The following is a 16,376-nucleotide window of genomic DNA, read 5'->3' as shown; positions in this document are numbered from 1 at the left end:
CAATAAGCGAACAGGGCATGGCATGAAAACCCGTATTCAGTCAGTTGCCGAAGTGCGTGACAGCTTCGCCCGTCAGGGCTATGTCTGCAATGACCAGATCGCCATGGCCGTCTATCTGGCTGCCCAGCTGCGTAAGCCAGTGCTAGTGGAAGGGCCGCCAGGGGTTGGCAAGACCGAGCTGGCAAAAGCCAGTGCCGCATTTCTGGAGGCGCCACTGATCCGCTTGCAGTGCTATGAAGGCCTTGACGAGGCGCGGGCGTTGTATGAATGGAAGTACGGCAAGCAGCTGCTGTATACCCAGCTACTGCGCGAACAGTTTGCCGGCAAGCTGGATGGTGCTGGTGGGCTTGAAGAGGCTATGAGCAGGCTCGGTGACCTTGGTGATGCGTTTTACTCGGAAACCTTTCTTGAGCCGCGACCGCTGCTTCAGGCGCTGCGCGCTGATGAAGCGACAGTGCTGCTGATTGATGAGGTGGATAAGGCGGATCAGGAGTTCGAGGCATTCTTGCTGGAGCTGCTATCTGATTACCAGATTTCCATTCCTGAGCTGGGCACGGTGCAGGCGCAGCATGAGCCGTTGGTGTTTTTGACCAGTAACAACAGCCGCGAGCTGTCCGATGCTCTTAAACGGCGTTGTCTGCATTTGTATATTCCGTATCCGGATGGAGCGCTGGAGCAGCAGATTATTGCCGCGCGGGTGCCGGAGGCGCCACAGGCCCTGCGTCAGCAGCTGGTCAGCTTTGTCCAGAGGCTGCGCACTCTGGATCTGAAAAAGCAGCCAGCTATTTCTGAGTCCATCGACTGGGCGCGTGCGTTGCTGTTACTGCATGTTGATAGTCTTGATGTGGCACTGGTCGACAGCACCCTCAATCTGCTCCTCAAGCATGAGGAAGATATTCAGCGAGTGCGTGATGATCTGCCTTCGCTGTTTAAGTGAGTTGCGTTGATGTCCGAGCAGGTGATTGGCCGTTTCGTTAAAGTGTTGCGTGGCGCGGACGTTTCAGTGTCACCGGCGGAAACGCTGGAAGCGGTGCAGGTTACTGCTCTGCTTGGCTATCAGGATCGTCAGGCGCTGAAGCACGGTCTGTCCCTGGTGCTGGCGAAAAGCGAGCAGGACAAGCTGGTCTTTGAAGAGTGTTTTGAAGACTTTTTCCGTTTTGATGGCATGCCGGCGGTAACCTCGCAATCAGCGGCCCCGCCAGCGGCCTCGCTAATGGATCGTTTGCGCGACATGCTGCCCGGGCAGCAGGGTGCCGCCGGTGCGGGCTCCTCTTCAACATTGGGCCAGCAATTGCTGGCCGATGATAGCGCCCAACTCAGTCGGCAGATGGCGCAAGCGGCGCGTCAGATTGGTTTGGATAATATCCGAGTGATTACTCAAAAGGGACTTTATGGTCGGCGCATTATGCAGGCGCTTGGCGGCGAAGCGCTGGATCGGGAAATTATTGAGTTGGATAAAAGCGAGCGTCGCCATGATCAGCGTCTGGCGGCCCAGTTACGCAGTGGCCGTGACCGACTGCGTGAAGCCGTGCGCGAGTATGTTGCTGATCAGTTTTTGCTGCAAGCACGCGAGCAGGGTCGGCAGTTAAGGGAGCAGATGCTGCGCGAGGCTAACCTACGTACCTTGGCGGAATTTCGTGATGTTCGTCAGCAGGTGGAGAAGATGGCCCGGCGACTGGCGCGCAAGCATGGCCGGCGCCAGCGTCGTGCACGTCGAGGTCAGCTTGATGGTCGCCGCACTACGGTGATGGCGCTAAAGCATGGTGGCGTTCCAGCATCTCTGGTTTGGCGTCGCCGTCGAATCCACAAGCCAAAGCTGATGGTGATTTGTGATGTGTCCAGCTCGGTCAGCGCAGCGGCACGGTTTCTGTTGATGTTTCTTCATGCGGTTAATGACGTGGTGCCATCGGTGCGCAGCTTTGCATTTGCCTCTCGGTTCGGAGAAGTGACATCGCTGTTCAATACGCTCTCGTCGGATCAGGCCATCGACGAGGTAATGGAGCGCTATGCTGGTTCTGGTACGGACTACGGCGCCATGCTGCGAGATTTTCTTGATCGCTGTGAAGGTGACATGGATCAGCGCACCACGGTAATTATTCTTGGTGATGCACGTAATAATGAATTGCCTGCCGAGCAGCAACTGCTTGGCCATATTAGCCGTCGTTGTCGGCAGGTATTCTGGCTGAACCCAGAGGCCAGGGGGCGCTGGGGTAGCGGTGATTCCGTGATGCCGCTTTACCAACCGTACTGCCGTGATTCGCTATCCTGCTCTAATCTGGCCGGGCTAGAGCGTTTTGTGGATCGGCTACTGCGGGATCTTACGCGCGACTAATCGGCGTCAATATGGTCGGGCGCCAGTGACAATTGTATGGTTACTCCAAGTGCAGAATATTGCGCAACTCACGATCCAGTTTTTCGCTATTAATTGGTTTTGCGAGGTGGCTGATCATGCCCGCCTCATGACAGGCGCGGATCTTGTCTGGCACCGCATGGGCGGTGAGCGCGACAATCGGAATCGGTGGTATCTTGCCCTCGTTCTGCAGCCGTATGATTTCTGCGGAAGTTTCAAACCCATCCATGTCTGGCATTTCGCAGTCCATCAGGATCAGGTCGTAGGGCCTGCTGTCATTAAGTAGCACGGCGATGGCCTCCGGCCCACTTTCTGCTACTTCTACTAAATGGCCCAGCTTGCGCGCCAAGCCTTGAGCAACCAGAAGATTAACGTGGTTATCGTCAACAATCAGCAGCCGCACTTGCGGAGTTCTGTTCTTGCCTGCCCTGTCGACTGCTTCGGCCTGACGCTGCTCGACGGATGTTTGTGGGAGAGGCAAACGGAACCAGAATCTTGACCCTTTCCCCGGGGTGCTTTGTACTCCGATTTCACCGCCAATCAGCTCCACCAGCTGGCGGCATATGGCAAGGCCCAGGCCAGTGCCGCCATAGCGTCGTCGCGTTGAACTGTCTGCTTGCTGAAATAACTCAAATAGTTCAGAAAGAGTGTCCGGCGCAATTCCTATGCCGGTGTCTTCAACTTCGAACAGGACATAATCGCTGTTATGGTGATCTCGCTGCAGATGCACCGTTACTTCACCGTGCTCGGTAAACTTTACTGCGTTGCTAATCAGATTGCCGAGAATTTGCCGCAGCCGGACCGGATCGCCTTGGCATAGCGTGCCAATGTCGCTATCCAGCTGAAGGTCAATCAGTAAGCCCTTGGCTTTGGCGTTCTGGGTGTAGAGGCCAACGGTTTCAGTGGCTAGCGCTGACAGGTTAAATTGCTCCGAAATGATCGGCATTTTGCCTGACTCGATGCTGGAGTAATCGAGAATGTCATTGATCAATGCCAGCAGGGTGTTGCCTGACTGCTCAATGACATGCAAGTGGCGACCATGCTCGGCGTCTTTAATGCCATCTTTAAGCATCTCCACGGTGCCGATAATACCGTTTAGCGGAGTGCGAATTTCATGGCTCATCACGGCAAGGAACTGACTGCGAGCGTTCAAAGCATTGTGCAATTCCCGGGTGCGCTCAATGACGCGCTGCTCCAGCTCGACGGTGGCTTCTCGTTGTATGCGCTCATTCTCATCGCGCAGCATGATAAAACGATGGGCCAGTGCAAAAGACAGCAGCCATGCCTCAATCATGCTGCCGACCTCGAAACCATGGTCGATCAGCCAGTTGCTGTCGATGAACGAGTAGGTCTTTAACATGAACAGGAATACCATTACCGCAAAGGGACTGAATGACAGCAGGAAGTATCGGGCTGGATGATAGCCGGCTCTAATGCGATCAATGGTAATTGCGATAACCGGCAGCACCAGAAACGCAGTGCCGGCGGTGACGATGCGCAGTACTGTGCCGGTTTCAACCAGAGTCGAGAGCGGCGCCAGAATTACCAAGCTCCAACCAGTGTAGCGAACTGCACGTTCCATGCGTGGCCGGGCTTTGCGCAGGCGCATAAAGTCATTGGCAAATAACATCATAAACCCGATGCCAAGAATGGCTGAGGCAGCCTGCACCGGGTTGTTTAGCCACGGCTGCTCCGGCCATAGCAATTTAAATGGCAGGCCTTCGCGACTGGTGAGATAGCCCAGCAGGCCGGTCAGATAAAGGCAGTACATTAAATAGCTTCTGTCGCGGATGGAGAGGTACAGCAGCAGGTTGAAAAGCAGCATGACACCAATGGCACCGAGATACAGGCCGACAAAGTTCTGAAATGTGGTGTCGTACTGTTGAAAGGAATATGGGGGCATTATCGCCAGCGGCAGTTCTATGGCACCGACCGAAGCGGCCCGGAACACCAGTCGGTAGTCCTGTTCTGGTTTCAGTTCCAGTGGGAACAGCAGGTTGGTGTGCGGGTAGGGGCGTTCACTCCAGGGTATCTGATCACCGTGGCGGAAGCTGCCGACCAACTGATCCTGCTGGTCAAACAGGAACAGATCGAGGCTGTCCATATGCGGCCTGCCTGCCTGCAGAATCCAGTCCTGCTCATTGGTATCGTTGCTTAGTGGAATCAGAAACCAGATTGCGCCGCGATCAAAGCCAAAAGCGGGATGTTTGCCACGGTCATTGATATTGCCTGTGTCTTGCAGGCGCTTCAGAGCCTCGCGTGGCCCTAGCTGCTGTTCCGGGTCGCGCAACCACAGCATTGACGTCAACAGGTCATCGCTGCCACTGGATAGCAAGGCAGCGCTGGCGCCTATCGGAGCCAGCAGCATGGTCAGCAGTAGCAGATGAGCCAGTCCCCGGGTCAGTCGAAAGTCCTGCACAGGCGTCCTTATTATGTGAATTAGTGGCGTCCCTTTGCAGTCTAGCCCGGCTTTACGCTGGTACCAACTGACTATAGGGAACAAATTACCGTTGCGGACGACCTTGAGTGGTGAGCGGTGCGAGGGCAGACTGTGCCTTCCCCCCTGCGGAGCTGGCCATGGAAACCCGTCTTCACCACCGTACCTGTAACCTTTGTGAAGCTATGTGTGGCATAGAAATAGAGCTTGCTGGCGATACCATCACCGCCATCCGTGGTGATAAGCAGGACCCGTTCAGTCGTGGCCATATTTGTCCGAAGGCGGTGGCGCTGCAGGATCTGCATCATGATCCAGACCGGCTGCGTCGTCCGGTCCGGCGCACTGCCAGTGGCTGGGAGGAGATCAGCTGGCAGGAGGCGCTGGACGAAACTGCCGCGCGTTTGAAGTATGTGCGCCGTCAGCATGGCGGGGAGGCGGTTGGTCTGTATGTCGGTAACCCGACGGCCCATAACCACGGTGCTTTATTACTGCTGTTGCCGTTCATTCGAGCGCTCGGCAGCCGCAACCGCTACAGTGCCACTTCAGTGGACCAGCTGCCTCATCAGCTGGCTTGCCTGAAGATGTTTGGTCACCAAGTGCTGTTTCCAGTGCCAGATATTGATCGCACCGAGTACTTTCTGGTGATAGGTGCCAACCCGATGGCATCTAACGGCAGTATCATGACGGCGCCGGATATGCGTAATCGGCTTAAGGCAATCAGAGCTCGGGGCGGCAAGATTGTGGTGCTCGATCCGCGTCGCACGGAGACCGCTGAAGTCGCCGATGCGCACCACTTTATTCGCCCCGGCACTGATGTGTTTTTGCTGTTGGGCTTGCTCAATGTGCTGTTCGCTGAAGGCCTGGCAAGGCCCGGTCATCTTGCCGAAATGCTGGATGGTTATGAGCTATTGCAGGGACTGGTTAAGTCGTGGACAGCGGAGCGCGTGTCCAGACATACCGGCGTTTCGGCCGAGGTTATCAAACAGATCGCCCGTGACTTCGCTGACGCCAAGTGTGCAGCCGCTTACAGCCGGGTTGGCACCACTACTTCGGAGCATAGTGGTCTAAGTGCGTGGCTGGTGTACGCGGTAAATATTGTTACTGGCAATTTTGATCGTGCCGGTGGCTTGATGTTTACCCATCCTGCATTTGATGTGGTGGGTATGGCGGGGATGACCGGCGAAACAGGTGGCTTCGACCGATTCCGTAGCCGGGTGCGTCAGATGCCCGAGTTTGGCGGCGAGTTTCCAGTGGCCACATTGGCGGATGAGATTCTCACTCCGGGCAAGGGCCAGATTCGAGCCATGGTCACCCACGCCGGTAATCCGGTGCTGTCCTGCCCGGATGGCCAGCGCCTTGATCAGGCTTTTTCCAATCTGGATTTCATGGTGTCGATTGATTTCTACATTAACGAAACCACACGTCATGCGGATATTATTTTGCCGCCCACGGGGCAGCTTGAGCACGCACAGTTTGATCCGGTGTTTCACTTGACGGCGGTTCGCAATACCACCAAATTCTCACCTGCGCTGTTTGAAGCAGAGGCGGGCGCCCTGCATGACTGGCAGATTTTGTTGGAACTGACTACCCGTTTGAACAGTCGCGACCGTTGGTCAACCCTTAAGGCAAAGGCGCTGCATCGTTTGCTGTCCCGGTTGGGCGACACTGGTATGGTCGATCTGGGGCTGCGGCTTGGGCCCTACGGCGATTGGCGCAGCCGGATTGAAAGTCTACGTGGTTTGTTGGCGCGTTTGCCGTTGCTTGGTGGAGGCAATGCTGCGGAGCATCAAGGTAGTGAAGGCCTGACGCTGGAAAAAGTCATCGCCGAGCCCCATGGTATTGATTTGGGGCCATTGCGGCCATCACTGCCTGATCGCCTGTTCACTCGTGGAAAGAGTATCCATCTGGTGCCACAGATATATATTCATGAGCTGGAGGCTCTGCAGCAAGTGGAGCCAGAAAGTGATGGGCGCATGCGTCTGATTGGGCGTCGTCATGTTCGTAGCAATAATTCGTGGATGCATAACAGCCAGCGTCTGGTTAAGGGCAAAAGCCGATGTACGGTAATGCTGCATCCAGAGGATGCTGCGCGCCTTGGTATTACCGATAGCATGGACGTGGAGGTTACTAGCGAAGCAGGGTCGATTTGTTTGCCTGCGGAAATCACCGACAGCATCATGCCTGGCGTTGTTAGTATTCCGCACGGCTTTGGTCATGCTCGCAAGGGCGTGCGGTTGGGTGTGGCTAGTCGCCATGCCGGCGTTAGCGTCAACGATGTGATTCGAAGTGATCGTACTGACGCATTGACAGGCACCGCAATTCTGAATGGTCAGGTCGTGGAGCTGCGTGCTTTTGGTGCTGGTGTGTAGTTGCCAGGTAAAAAAAGGCCCCGCAATGGCGGGGCCTTTTTTTACCAGTCATGGCTAGCCTTTGTTGTAGGCGTCTGCAGACTTCATGATCTCTGCGCGAGCAGCGGCGGCGTCTCCCCAACCATCCACTTTCACCCATTTTCCTGGTTCGAGATCCTTGTAGTTCTCGAAAAAATGCTCGATCTGCTTAACCAGCAGTTCTGGAAGGTCAGTCACTTCCTTAATCTTCTGGTACATGGCCGACAGCTTGTCGTGAGGTACGGCGATCAGTTTGGCGTCCTGACCGGCTTCGTCGCTCATGTTCAGAATGCCCACTGGGCGAGCACGAATTACCGAGCCCGGTACTACCGGGTACGGGGTGACAACCAGCACGTCCAGCGGATCTCCATCCTCAGACAGAGTCTGGGGAATATAGCCGTAGTTAGCCGGGTAGAACATGGGCGTGGCCATAAAGCGATCAACGAAAACGGCGTGGCTGTCCTTGTCGATCTCGTACTTGATCGGCGAGCTATTGGCCGGAATCTCGATAACTACGTAGATGTCGTCAGGCAGGGATTTGCCTGCCGGAACCTTGTCAAAATCCATGGTCTGTCCTACCGGAGGTTGCTGGGGGCGCGGATTATAGCAACGGGAAGGGCCGGGCGGCCACTTTGCCTGCCGGGCTGTCGGACCATGCCGGCTGTCGGCATGGTCCTGAGGGTTACTTCTGTACCTTTTGGCCCGCAGATTCCCAGCCAGGGAAGCTGCCTTCCAGCACCTGAATCTTGGTGAAGCCGGCGTCTTCCAGCACGGCAGCTGCCTGACCTGCGCGGTTGCCGGTGCGGCAGTACAGCAGGATTGGCTCATCCTTGTAGGCAGACAGCGAGTCCACGTAGTTGCTCATTTCCGTGTGCGGGATCAGTCGAGCACCCGGGATACGGCCTGCCAGGAAGTCATCTTCGGTACGTACATCGATGATTAGCGGGGCTTTGCCACTGCTCATCTGCGCCGCCAGAGCCTCGACGGAGACATTCTCAGCGGCTAGCGCTGGCAGGCTTACAAGGGATAGGGACAACAATGTGGCTGACAGAAAACGTTTCATAGCGATTCTCCTTATTGGATGACCCATTGAGTGCCAGCACTGGAATTCGTTCCGCTGGCTATCGGCATCATGGTTACAGTACCTGTTACAGCTCGAACTTGCCCTTCAGTTTCTTCGCTACCGGGGTAAGCTTCAAGTTTGCACGCATTGGCAAGCCATTTTTATAAGGGGGCACTGCTTCGCCCTGAATGAGTGGGGATAGGTAATCGCGGGCTGCCTGAGTAATGCCGAAGCCGTCGCGGCTGATAAAGTTGCGCGGCATCTTCTTCTCGACATTAGCTACCTTGGCCAGAGGGGCCTCACCAATTGACCAGCTGTACTTTTTGCCCTTGCTACGGACGATGGCCGGCATCACCGCATTGTGGCCAGCTTCAGCAAATTGCACGGCTGCGCGGCCCACGGCGTAGGCCTGCTCCAGATCGACCTGCGAGGCCAGGTGGCGGGCTGAACGCTGCAGGTAGTCAGGTACCGCCCAGTGATACTTGTAGCCAAGCTTGTCTTTGACCATCTGCGCCAACACCGGGGCTACACCACCCAGTTGCTTGTGGCCGAAGGCATCAACGCTACCAGCATCGGCAAGGAAGGTGCCGTCCTTGTAGCGGGCGCCTTCGGATACAGCGATTACGCAATAACCGTTCTTTTTAACCACCTGATCCACCTTGTTCAGAAATTTGCCCTGATCGAAGGCTATTTCAGGGAACAGGATGATATGCGGCGCATCGCCATCCTGTTCCTGAGCGAGGCCCGCAGCCGCTGCAATCCACCCGGCGTGGCGCCCCATGACTTCCATGACAAACACCTTGGTGGAGGTGGCGCACATGGATTTCACATCCAAAGCTGCCTCACGAATGGAAACTGCAGTGTATTTGGCAACGGATCCAAAGCCTGGCGAGCAGTCGGTGATCGGCAGGTCATTATCGACGGTCTTCGGCACATGGATGGCTTGAATCGGGTAACCCATGGTTTCTGCCAGCTGGGAGATTTTCAGGCAGGTATCAGCAGAGTCACCACCGCCGTTGTAGAAAAAATAGCCGATATCGTGGGCGCGGAATACTTCGATAAGGCGCTGGTATTCGCGGCGGTTCTGCTCGAGTGACTTCAGCTTGTAGCGACAGGAGCCGAAAGCGCCACCGGGGGTATGTTTTAGTGCAGCAATAGCAGACTTGGACTCCTTGCTTGTGTCGATCAAGTCTTCCAGCAGGGCGCCGATAATACCGTTGCGGCCAGCATAGACCTTGCTGATCACCTTGCTCTCCCGGGCAGCCTCAATGACACCGGCAGCGGAAGCATTGATGACGGAGGTGACACCACCGGATTGGGCATAAAAGGCGTTTCTGCGGGCGGGTTTCTTGGCCATTGGTTTGGGCTCCTGAAGAGGCTGGCTGGTTGGCGCGCATTCTAAAGGCATTGGTCGGATGACGCACGGAGTTGGGGTGCCTTCCGTCTGGTAGCTCGCTACACTGCCTGCACGGTTTCAGGAGCAAAGCACACCATGCACATTCATATTCTCGGCATCTGCGGCACCTTCATGGGCTCGTTGGCACAGTTGGCGCGGGACATGGGGCACCGGGTCACTGGTGCAGATACTAATGTCTATCCGCCCATGTCGGACCAGCTGCGCGCCGCTGGAATCGAGATTCATGAAGGCTACGATGCCGCCCAGCTCGACCCGGCGCCGGATCTGGTGGTGATCGGCAACGCCATGAGTCGTGGCAACCCGGCAGTGGAAGAAGTGCTTAATCGTGGTCTGCGCTATACCTCCGGCCCGCAGATGCTGGCGGATGTGGTGTTGCCGGATCGCTGGGTGATTGCGGTGGCTGGCACCCATGGCAAAACCACCACCGCATCGATGGTGTCCTGGCTGCTGGAAGCGGCTGGTATGGCGCCAGGTTTTTTGATTGGCGGTGTGCCCGGTAACTTTCCAGTGTCAGCACGTCTTGGTGAAACACCGTTCTTTGTGGTTGAAGCTGATGAGTATGACACGGCGTTTTTCGATAAGCGCTCGAAGTTTATTCACTACCGACCGCGTACTGTCATTCTGAATAATCTGGAATTTGATCACGCCGACATATTTGAAAATCTTGGCGCTATTCAGAAGCAGTTCCATCATTTGATACGAACCATTCCCGGGAATGGAAGAATTATTCTGCCCTCTGGAGAGATGGCTCTGGAGGAGGTTTTGGATAAGGGCTGCTGGAGTGAGGTGGAGCGTTTTGGCGCTGGCGCAGGAGTTGACGTGCAGCTGTTAAAAGACGATGGCAGTCATTTTGCTGTGCTGGAAAATGGCAGCAAAGTCGGCGAAGTGCGTTGGGGGCAAACCGGCGTGCATAGCGTTAATAATGGCATGGCAGCGCTGCTGGCGGCACGTCATGTTGGTGTGCCGCTGGCGCAGGGCTGTGAGCTGCTTGCTGACTTCCTCGGCGTCAAAAGGCGCATGGAGCTTGTTGGTGAGATTGGCGGTGTTCGAGTTTATGATGACTTTGCCCATCACCCCACTGCCATTGCCACCACCCTTGAAGGGTTGCGCAAAAAAGTTGGCACTGAAAAAATCATCGCAGTAATTGAGCCTCGCTCCAACACCATGCGCATGGGGGCGCATCGTGACAAATTGGCAAACAGCGTGCTGGCCGCAGACGAAGTGATCTGGTATCAACCGGAGGGCATAAACTGGTCGTTGGATGATGTGGTCAAGGCATCAGAAGTGCCGGCCAAAACGCTGTCGAGCATTGATGCTGTGATCGCTGATATTTGCAGTCGTGATGGTGCGCTATTGAACGTGGTAGTCATGAGCAATGGTGGATTCGGTGGCATCCATAGAAAGTTGGTCGAGGCGCTGCAGAGGCGTTAAACGGTACCCGGACCGGGCTATTTAGTGCGAATCACCAGAGTGCCAGCCAGCTTGTCATGCCAGCCCTGTTTGCGCTTGTCGAATGCCACCCATAGAAATCCCAGGCAAAGTGCAACAATCGAGACATAGTAGCCAAGATAGCGACCGATTAACTGGCCGGTGCTGCATGGGCCGGCCGTATCAGCGTCGACGATCTTGAGGCCCAGCGCCATCTTCCCCGGCGTAGCCGATTTGTATACCCAAAAAGCAATTGATGCGATGGCAGGAAACAGGTAGCTGATAATGAAATCAGCGGGGCCGCGCAGCATGCTTTGCTCGGTGTATAAACTATGACCATAAAATGCGTATAGTACCGGGGAGGTGACTAGCAGAATCAATATGGTGTCGATTAGCGAGGCGCCCGTACGACGCCAGAAGCCACCGTACTCAAGCCCCTGAGTGGAATCATCGGGCGCTACCTGCGAGGTCGGGGTCTGGTATGGATTGGTCATGCTGACACTCCTTTGCGATGTAAAATTCAATGGTTGTGCAGTTGACCAACGTCTACACCTTGATGCTGCAGATCTGCGTGGTAGGAGCTGCGCACCATTGGTCCAGAGGCAACTGAGGTAAAGCCTAGCTGTTCAGCGGCCTTCGCGTACTCGCGGAACTCGTCCGGGTGCACATACCGTTCCACCGGCGCGTGGTGTTTGCTTGGTTGTAGATACTGACCAATGGTTAACATGTCCACATCGTTGGCGCGCAAATCCTTTAACACGCAAATGACTTGGTCAAAGGTTTCGCCAAGGCCGACCATAATGCCGGACTTGGTGACTACCTCTGGGTGTTGCTGCTTGAAAGTCTTCAGTAGCTTCAGAGAGTGGTCGTATTTGGCGCCGGGCCGAATGGTTTTGTACAGCTCAGGCACGGTTTCAATGTTGTGGTTGAACACATCCGGTGGCTGAGTGGCAAAAATAGTTAGTGCTTCGTCCATGCATAGCTTGAAATCCGGTACCAACACTTCAATGCGAGTGGCCGGCGATTGTTGGCGGATCTCGCGGATGCATTCGGCAAAATGTTGGGCTCCCCCATCGGCCAGATCATCACGATCCACCGAGGTGACCACCACATATTTCAGTGCCAAATCGGCAACGCTTTCACCCAGGTGCTTCGGTTCGTCAGTGTCCAGAGGTTTGGGCCGACCAAAGCCCACATCACAGAAAGAGCAACGACGGGTACAGATATCTCCCATGATCATAAAGGTGGCGGTGCCGCCGCCGAAGCATTCCGGCAGGTTTGGGCAGGAAGCCTCCTCGCAAACTGTGTGCAGCTTTTGCCGGCGCAGCATGGACTTGATGCGTTGAATTTCGCCATTGGCTGGTACGCGCACCCTGATCCAGCTTGGTTTGCGCTGGATGCCGGGCTCGTTAATCACCGGAATAGTGCGCACCTTGTCAGCGCCGCGTAGCTTTTCACCAGGGGCAACTTTGCGACGGGCCGGACGTGGTTCGCTCATGGCGCGGAGGTCTCCTGCGGGATATTGGCTGGGGTGCCAGTGTACCAGTCCGGCAGCCCGGCGGCAGTGACGTTGTCGAACGCAAAGCGCTCGCATAGTGCCTGCTGTAGCCCTGCTTCCACGGCCGGCCGGCCAGGGTCGGCGCCGAGAACAGCCAGACTGGTCATTGGTTGGCCAATATGGCCGCAGGGGTTGATACGCTGAAAGACGCCCATATCTACATCGCGATTGAGCGACAGGCCATGGTAGCTGCGGCCATGACGGATGCGCAGCCCGAGCGAGGCAATCTTGGCGGCGCCCACATACACGCCCGGCGCATCTGCGCGGGGCGCCGCCTCAATATCCAGCGTGGCCAGATAGCTGACAATAGCTTGTTCAATGCGAGTGACCAGTTCACGGGCGCCAATGCCCATGCGGGCAATATCGAACAGCAGATAGCCCACCGTTTGTCCGGGGCCATGCCAGGTCACCTGGCCGCCGCGATCTGTCTGCAGCAGCGGGATAGACCCTGGATTGAGCACATGCTCCGGCTTGCCGGCCTGACCGAGGGTGAATACATCAGGATGCTCCAGAAACCACAGCTCGTCAGGCGTGTTGCGGTCACGCTGGTCGGTAAAGGCCTTCATCGCCTGCCAGCAGGGCTGATAGTCGATGCAGGGGAGGTGGCGGGTCAGCAGGTTCGGCATGGTGGGATTGTAGAGGTCACTGGCCCCGCTAGTCATCTTGAACATGTTTAATTGAACGGTTGGTAACTATCTCGTTCACACTGTCACTATGGGCTTACTCTGGAGTTGATTGGTGAAGTTGGCGCTGCGAGCCGCACTGCGGTTTGAGACTGCTCCCATCAGCCAGCACAGGAGCATGAAATGTCTACACAGATCCGTTTAATTATTCCGGCGATGACCTGCGCAGGTTGCGCGCGCAAGGTTCGTGCTGCTCTGGAGCCGCTAGCCGGGGTGAGCGAGATCGTCGTTGATGCTGCCGCTAAAACAGTCGATTTGCATATCGATGGTCAAGACTCGGCTGCGGTGATTGCTGCGCTGGAGCAGGCTGGTTATCCCCCTGACGCTATGCCGATTGGAACTGATTCGGAGGCGGCCCCTGAATCATGCAGCATGGATGATCCACTTCCTTCTGATCAGTTTCCTGTCGATGGTGTGCGGCTTGCTATTACTGGTGCCACCTGTGCCAGTTGTGTTCGCAGCATAGAAACCGCCCTGTCGTCTGTGCCAGGTGTCGAGCGGGCCAGCATGAATCTGGCTGATCACAGCGCTTATGTGCAAGGCGCGGCAAAGCCCGAGCAGCTCATCGCCGCCATTGAGGCGATTGGTTATGGGGCGTCAGCGACAGCGGATGATGACTCTCTTGAACAGGAACGAGAGCGCTCGGAGCAGCAGCTCTATCGTCGCCTGCTTCGTGACACCTGGCTGGCACTGGGCCTCGGTGCTCCGTTGATGGCATGGATGTTGTTTGGTGGCAGCATGATGGTGCATGGCGGAGGTATCAGTCAGCTGGTCTGGTTACTAGTCGGCCTGTTGACGCTTGCTGTGCTGGTAATTGCTGGCGGGCATTTCTTTGTCGGTGCCTGGAAGGCAGCCGTCCACCATAACGCCAATATGGATACGCTGATCGCCATTGGTACTGGTACTGCCTGGCTGTACTCCATGGTGGCGGTGCTGGCGCCATCGCTGTTACCAGAGCAGGCGAGGCATGTCTATTTCGAAGCCTCTGTGATGATTGTCGGCTTTATCAATATGGGGCTGGCGCTGGAGTTGCGCGCCCGCGGTCGCTCTGGTCAGGCAATCAAGCGCCTGCTCGGCCTGCGAGCTACCACTGCACGACGGGTCGACGATGATGGTAGTGAAGAAGATGTCGATATTGCACTGGTAGTCACAGGCATGCGCTTGCGAGTTCGACCGGGTGAGAAAATTGCTGTCGATGGCGTGGTGGAAAGCGGTTCTACTCTGGTGGATGAGTCTATGCTGACGGGTGAGCCCATGCCGGTTAGCAAACAGGCTGGGGATATGGTTTCCGCCGGGACGATAAATCAGCAGGGTAGCCTGATTTATCGGGCTACCCGGGTCGGTAAAGACACCGCGTTGGCCCAGATTATTGCTTTGGTAAAAAAGGCACAGGGCTCGCGCCCGCCGATTGGCCGACTGGCAGATCAGGTGTCTGCGGTTTTTGTGCCGGTGGTGATGCTGGTTGCCATTGGTGCTGCACTGGCTTGGTTTAACGTGGGGCCGGAGCCACGCGCCAGTTATGCCATGGTGGCATTGACCACGGTGCTGATTATCGCTTGTCCCTGTGCGCTTGGACTGGCAACGCCCATGTCGGTGATGGTTGGGGTGGGAAAGGCAGCGGAGTCGGGCATTCTTATCCGTCAGGGTGCAGCACTGCAAACAGCATCGCAGCTGACCACTATTGTTCTGGATAAAACCGGCACCATTACGCAAGGAAAACCATCGGTTACCGATGTATTTAGTTATGCCGACTGGTCACGGGATAAAGTGCTGGCATTGGCCGCCGCGCTGGAGAATGCGTCTGAACACCCTCTTGCCTTTGCGGTTCTTGAGGCCGCCAAGGAGCAAAGTCTGCCTGCCCTGGATGTGAGTGACTTCATCGCTGAAAATGGCAAAGGTGTGCAGGCGAGCTATCAGGGCGGTGTGGCCAGAATCGGCAATCTGCGCTGGCTGGCTGATCTGGGAATTGATGCAAGCGCGGCCACGGCAGATGCCGCCGGGATTGCTGAGCAGGCCGGTACCCCTTTATTTCTGGCAATGGATAAAACGCTGATCGGTGTGATTGGCGTGCGTGATCAGATTAAGACTGATGCCCGTGCAGCAGTGGCGCGTATGCATGCCCGTGGATTAAAGGTAGTGATGATCACTGGCGATGTTCGCAGTACCGCTGAGGCGATTGGCAAGCAAGCTGGTATTGATGAAGTTATCGCCGAGGTTTTGCCCGCCGATAAGGCCTTGCACGTGCGCGCGTTGCGTGACAAGGGAGAGCGGGTGGCCATGGTTGGTGACGGCATTAATGATGCGCCAGCTCTTGCCGAAGCCGATGTTGGATTCGCCATCGGAACAGGAACGGATGTGGCAATTGAAAGTGCGGGCATTACGCTGATGGGTGGGTCCTTGCACGGAGTGGTCGATGCCATTGCTGTGTCATCGGCCACGGTGCGTAATATTCGTCAGAACCTTGTTGGTGCATTTCTCTACAATGTGCTCGGTATTCCAGTGGCTGCGGGGCTGCTTTATCCGGTTACCGGAATGATGTTTAGTCCTGTTATCGCCGGGCTCGCCATGTCGCTGTCATCAGTTACGGTAGTATCCAATGCCAACCGGTTGAGATTTTTCCAGGCACGCCCAGCCAAGGAGATGGTATGAGCACTGTGCTGGTAAACGCTGCGGGACTGGCAGCAATGATGATGATTGTCTGGTGGTTCTGGCTATGGACGCCGCGCAAAGCAGTTAACACCAAAGCCGGGATAATCGAGATACGGGTTGCCAACGGAACTTACAGTCCGGCTTTGATAGATAGTCCGGCAGGGCAGCCCGTTACCCTCCGGGTGTTGCGTGAGGATGCCAGTCCTTGTGCTGAGTACCTGATCGTTGATGGCCTTGGCATCAATGAAGCATTGCCGATTGACCGCCGGCACGACATAGAGCTTCCGGCAATGGAACCAGGTGAATATCGTTTCCATTGCCAGATGAACATGTATCAGGGTGTCTTGAGGGTGGGCTAGGCAAATTATGACTATTCAGCGACAAGTTTGGCGCACTCCGAAAGC

At 56.0% G+C, this 16,376-nt stretch carries 13 protein-coding genes; 6 read left to right on the top strand and 7 right to left on the bottom strand.

What is annotated here, in order from left to right:
• The first annotated feature begins 22 nt into the window (after positions 1-22).
• Positions 23-937, top strand: coding sequence for a MoxR family ATPase (locus J1C54_RS11740; protein WP_229147952.1), 915 nt, complete (start codon positions 23-25; stop codon positions 935-937).
• Between the two features lie 9 nt (positions 938-946).
• Positions 947-2,332 carry a VWA domain-containing protein gene (locus J1C54_RS11735; RefSeq protein WP_229147950.1) on the top strand — a complete coding sequence of 462 codons (1,386 nt, stop codon included), beginning with the start codon at positions 947-949 and terminating at the stop codon, positions 2,330-2,332.
• A 40-nt stretch (positions 2,333-2,372) separates the two neighbouring features.
• Here J1C54_RS11735 and J1C54_RS11730 read toward each other — a convergent pair whose 3' ends face one another.
• Positions 2,373-4,769, bottom strand: coding sequence for a hybrid sensor histidine kinase/response regulator (locus tag J1C54_RS11730; RefSeq protein WP_229147949.1), 2,397 nt, complete (start codon positions 4,767-4,769; stop codon positions 2,373-2,375).
• Positions 4,770-4,927: 158 nt separating this feature from the next.
• On the opposite strand from J1C54_RS11730, the gene J1C54_RS11725 reads away from it, so the two are divergent.
• Entirely contained in the window at positions 4,928-7,156 is a 2,229-nt protein-coding gene (locus tag J1C54_RS11725) for a molybdopterin-dependent oxidoreductase (protein WP_229147947.1), read from the top strand.
• A 54-nt stretch (positions 7,157-7,210) separates the two neighbouring features.
• On the opposite strand, the gene ppa is transcribed toward J1C54_RS11725, so the two are convergent.
• The 3 genes from ppa to J1C54_RS11710 all read right to left on the bottom strand — a co-directional run bounded on the left by ppa (position 7,211) and on the right by J1C54_RS11710 (position 9,594).
• A complete protein-coding gene (ppa, locus tag J1C54_RS11720; RefSeq protein ID WP_229147946.1) occupies positions 7,211-7,741 on the bottom strand; it encodes an inorganic diphosphatase in 531 nt (176 codons plus the stop codon).
• A gap of 115 nt (positions 7,742-7,856) precedes the next feature.
• Positions 7,857-8,237 carry a rhodanese-like domain-containing protein gene (locus J1C54_RS11715; RefSeq protein ID WP_229147945.1) on the bottom strand — a complete coding sequence of 127 codons (381 nt, stop codon included), beginning with the start codon at positions 8,235-8,237 and terminating at the stop codon, positions 7,857-7,859.
• Between the two features lie 85 nt (positions 8,238-8,322).
• Positions 8,323-9,594, bottom strand: a complete 1,272-nt coding sequence (locus J1C54_RS11710) for a 6-phosphofructokinase (RefSeq protein ID WP_229147942.1) — start codon at positions 9,592-9,594, stop codon at positions 8,323-8,325.
• Between the two features lie 135 nt (positions 9,595-9,729).
• Here J1C54_RS11710 and mpl point away from each other — a divergent pair, with 135 nt between their 5' ends.
• Positions 9,730-11,085: a UDP-N-acetylmuramate:L-alanyl-gamma-D-glutamyl-meso-diaminopimelate ligase gene (mpl, locus tag J1C54_RS11705; protein ID WP_229147939.1), complete on the top strand. Its 1,356-nt coding sequence runs from the start codon at positions 9,730-9,732 to the stop codon at positions 11,083-11,085.
• A 17-nt stretch (positions 11,086-11,102) separates the two neighbouring features.
• On the opposite strand, the gene J1C54_RS11700 is transcribed toward mpl, so the two are convergent.
• The 3 genes from J1C54_RS11700 to lipB are packed head-to-tail and all read right to left on the bottom strand — an operon-like array spanning position 11,103 to position 13,206.
• The gene (locus J1C54_RS11700; RefSeq protein ID WP_229147936.1) at positions 11,103-11,576 is read right to left on the bottom strand and encodes an RDD family protein; all 474 of its coding nucleotides are present in this window, start codon (positions 11,574-11,576) and stop codon (positions 11,103-11,105) included.
• 26 nt (positions 11,577-11,602) lie between these two features.
• Positions 11,603-12,580, bottom strand: a complete 978-nt coding sequence (gene lipA, locus J1C54_RS11695; RefSeq protein WP_229147934.1) for a lipoyl synthase — start codon at positions 12,578-12,580, stop codon at positions 11,603-11,605.
• Entirely contained in the window at positions 12,577-13,206 is a 630-nt protein-coding gene (gene lipB, locus J1C54_RS11690; protein ID WP_370635653.1) for a lipoyl(octanoyl) transferase LipB, read from the bottom strand. Before lipB ends, lipA begins: the two co-directional genes overlap by 4 nt.
• A gap of 240 nt (positions 13,207-13,446) precedes the next feature.
• On the opposite strand from lipB, the gene J1C54_RS11685 reads away from it, so the two are divergent.
• Both J1C54_RS11685 and J1C54_RS11680 read left to right on the top strand, forming a co-directional pair.
• Positions 13,447-15,972 carry a heavy metal translocating P-type ATPase gene (locus J1C54_RS11685; RefSeq protein WP_229147931.1) on the top strand — a complete coding sequence of 842 codons (2,526 nt, stop codon included), beginning with the start codon at positions 13,447-13,449 and terminating at the stop codon, positions 15,970-15,972.
• Complete coding sequence (locus J1C54_RS11680) at positions 15,969-16,331, top strand: cupredoxin domain-containing protein (RefSeq protein WP_229147930.1); 363 nt, start codon at positions 15,969-15,971, stop codon at positions 16,329-16,331. Before J1C54_RS11685 ends, J1C54_RS11680 begins: the two co-directional genes overlap by 4 nt.
• Positions 16,332-16,376 lie beyond the last annotated feature (45 nt).

The sequence above is a fragment of the Alcanivorax sp. 1008 genome (assembly GCF_020667895.1).
GTDB lineage: Bacteria > Pseudomonadota > Gammaproteobacteria > Pseudomonadales > Alcanivoracaceae > PGZG01.
Note: the sequence above shows the minus strand (reverse complement) of the source record. Positions and strands in the feature narration are given on the sequence as shown.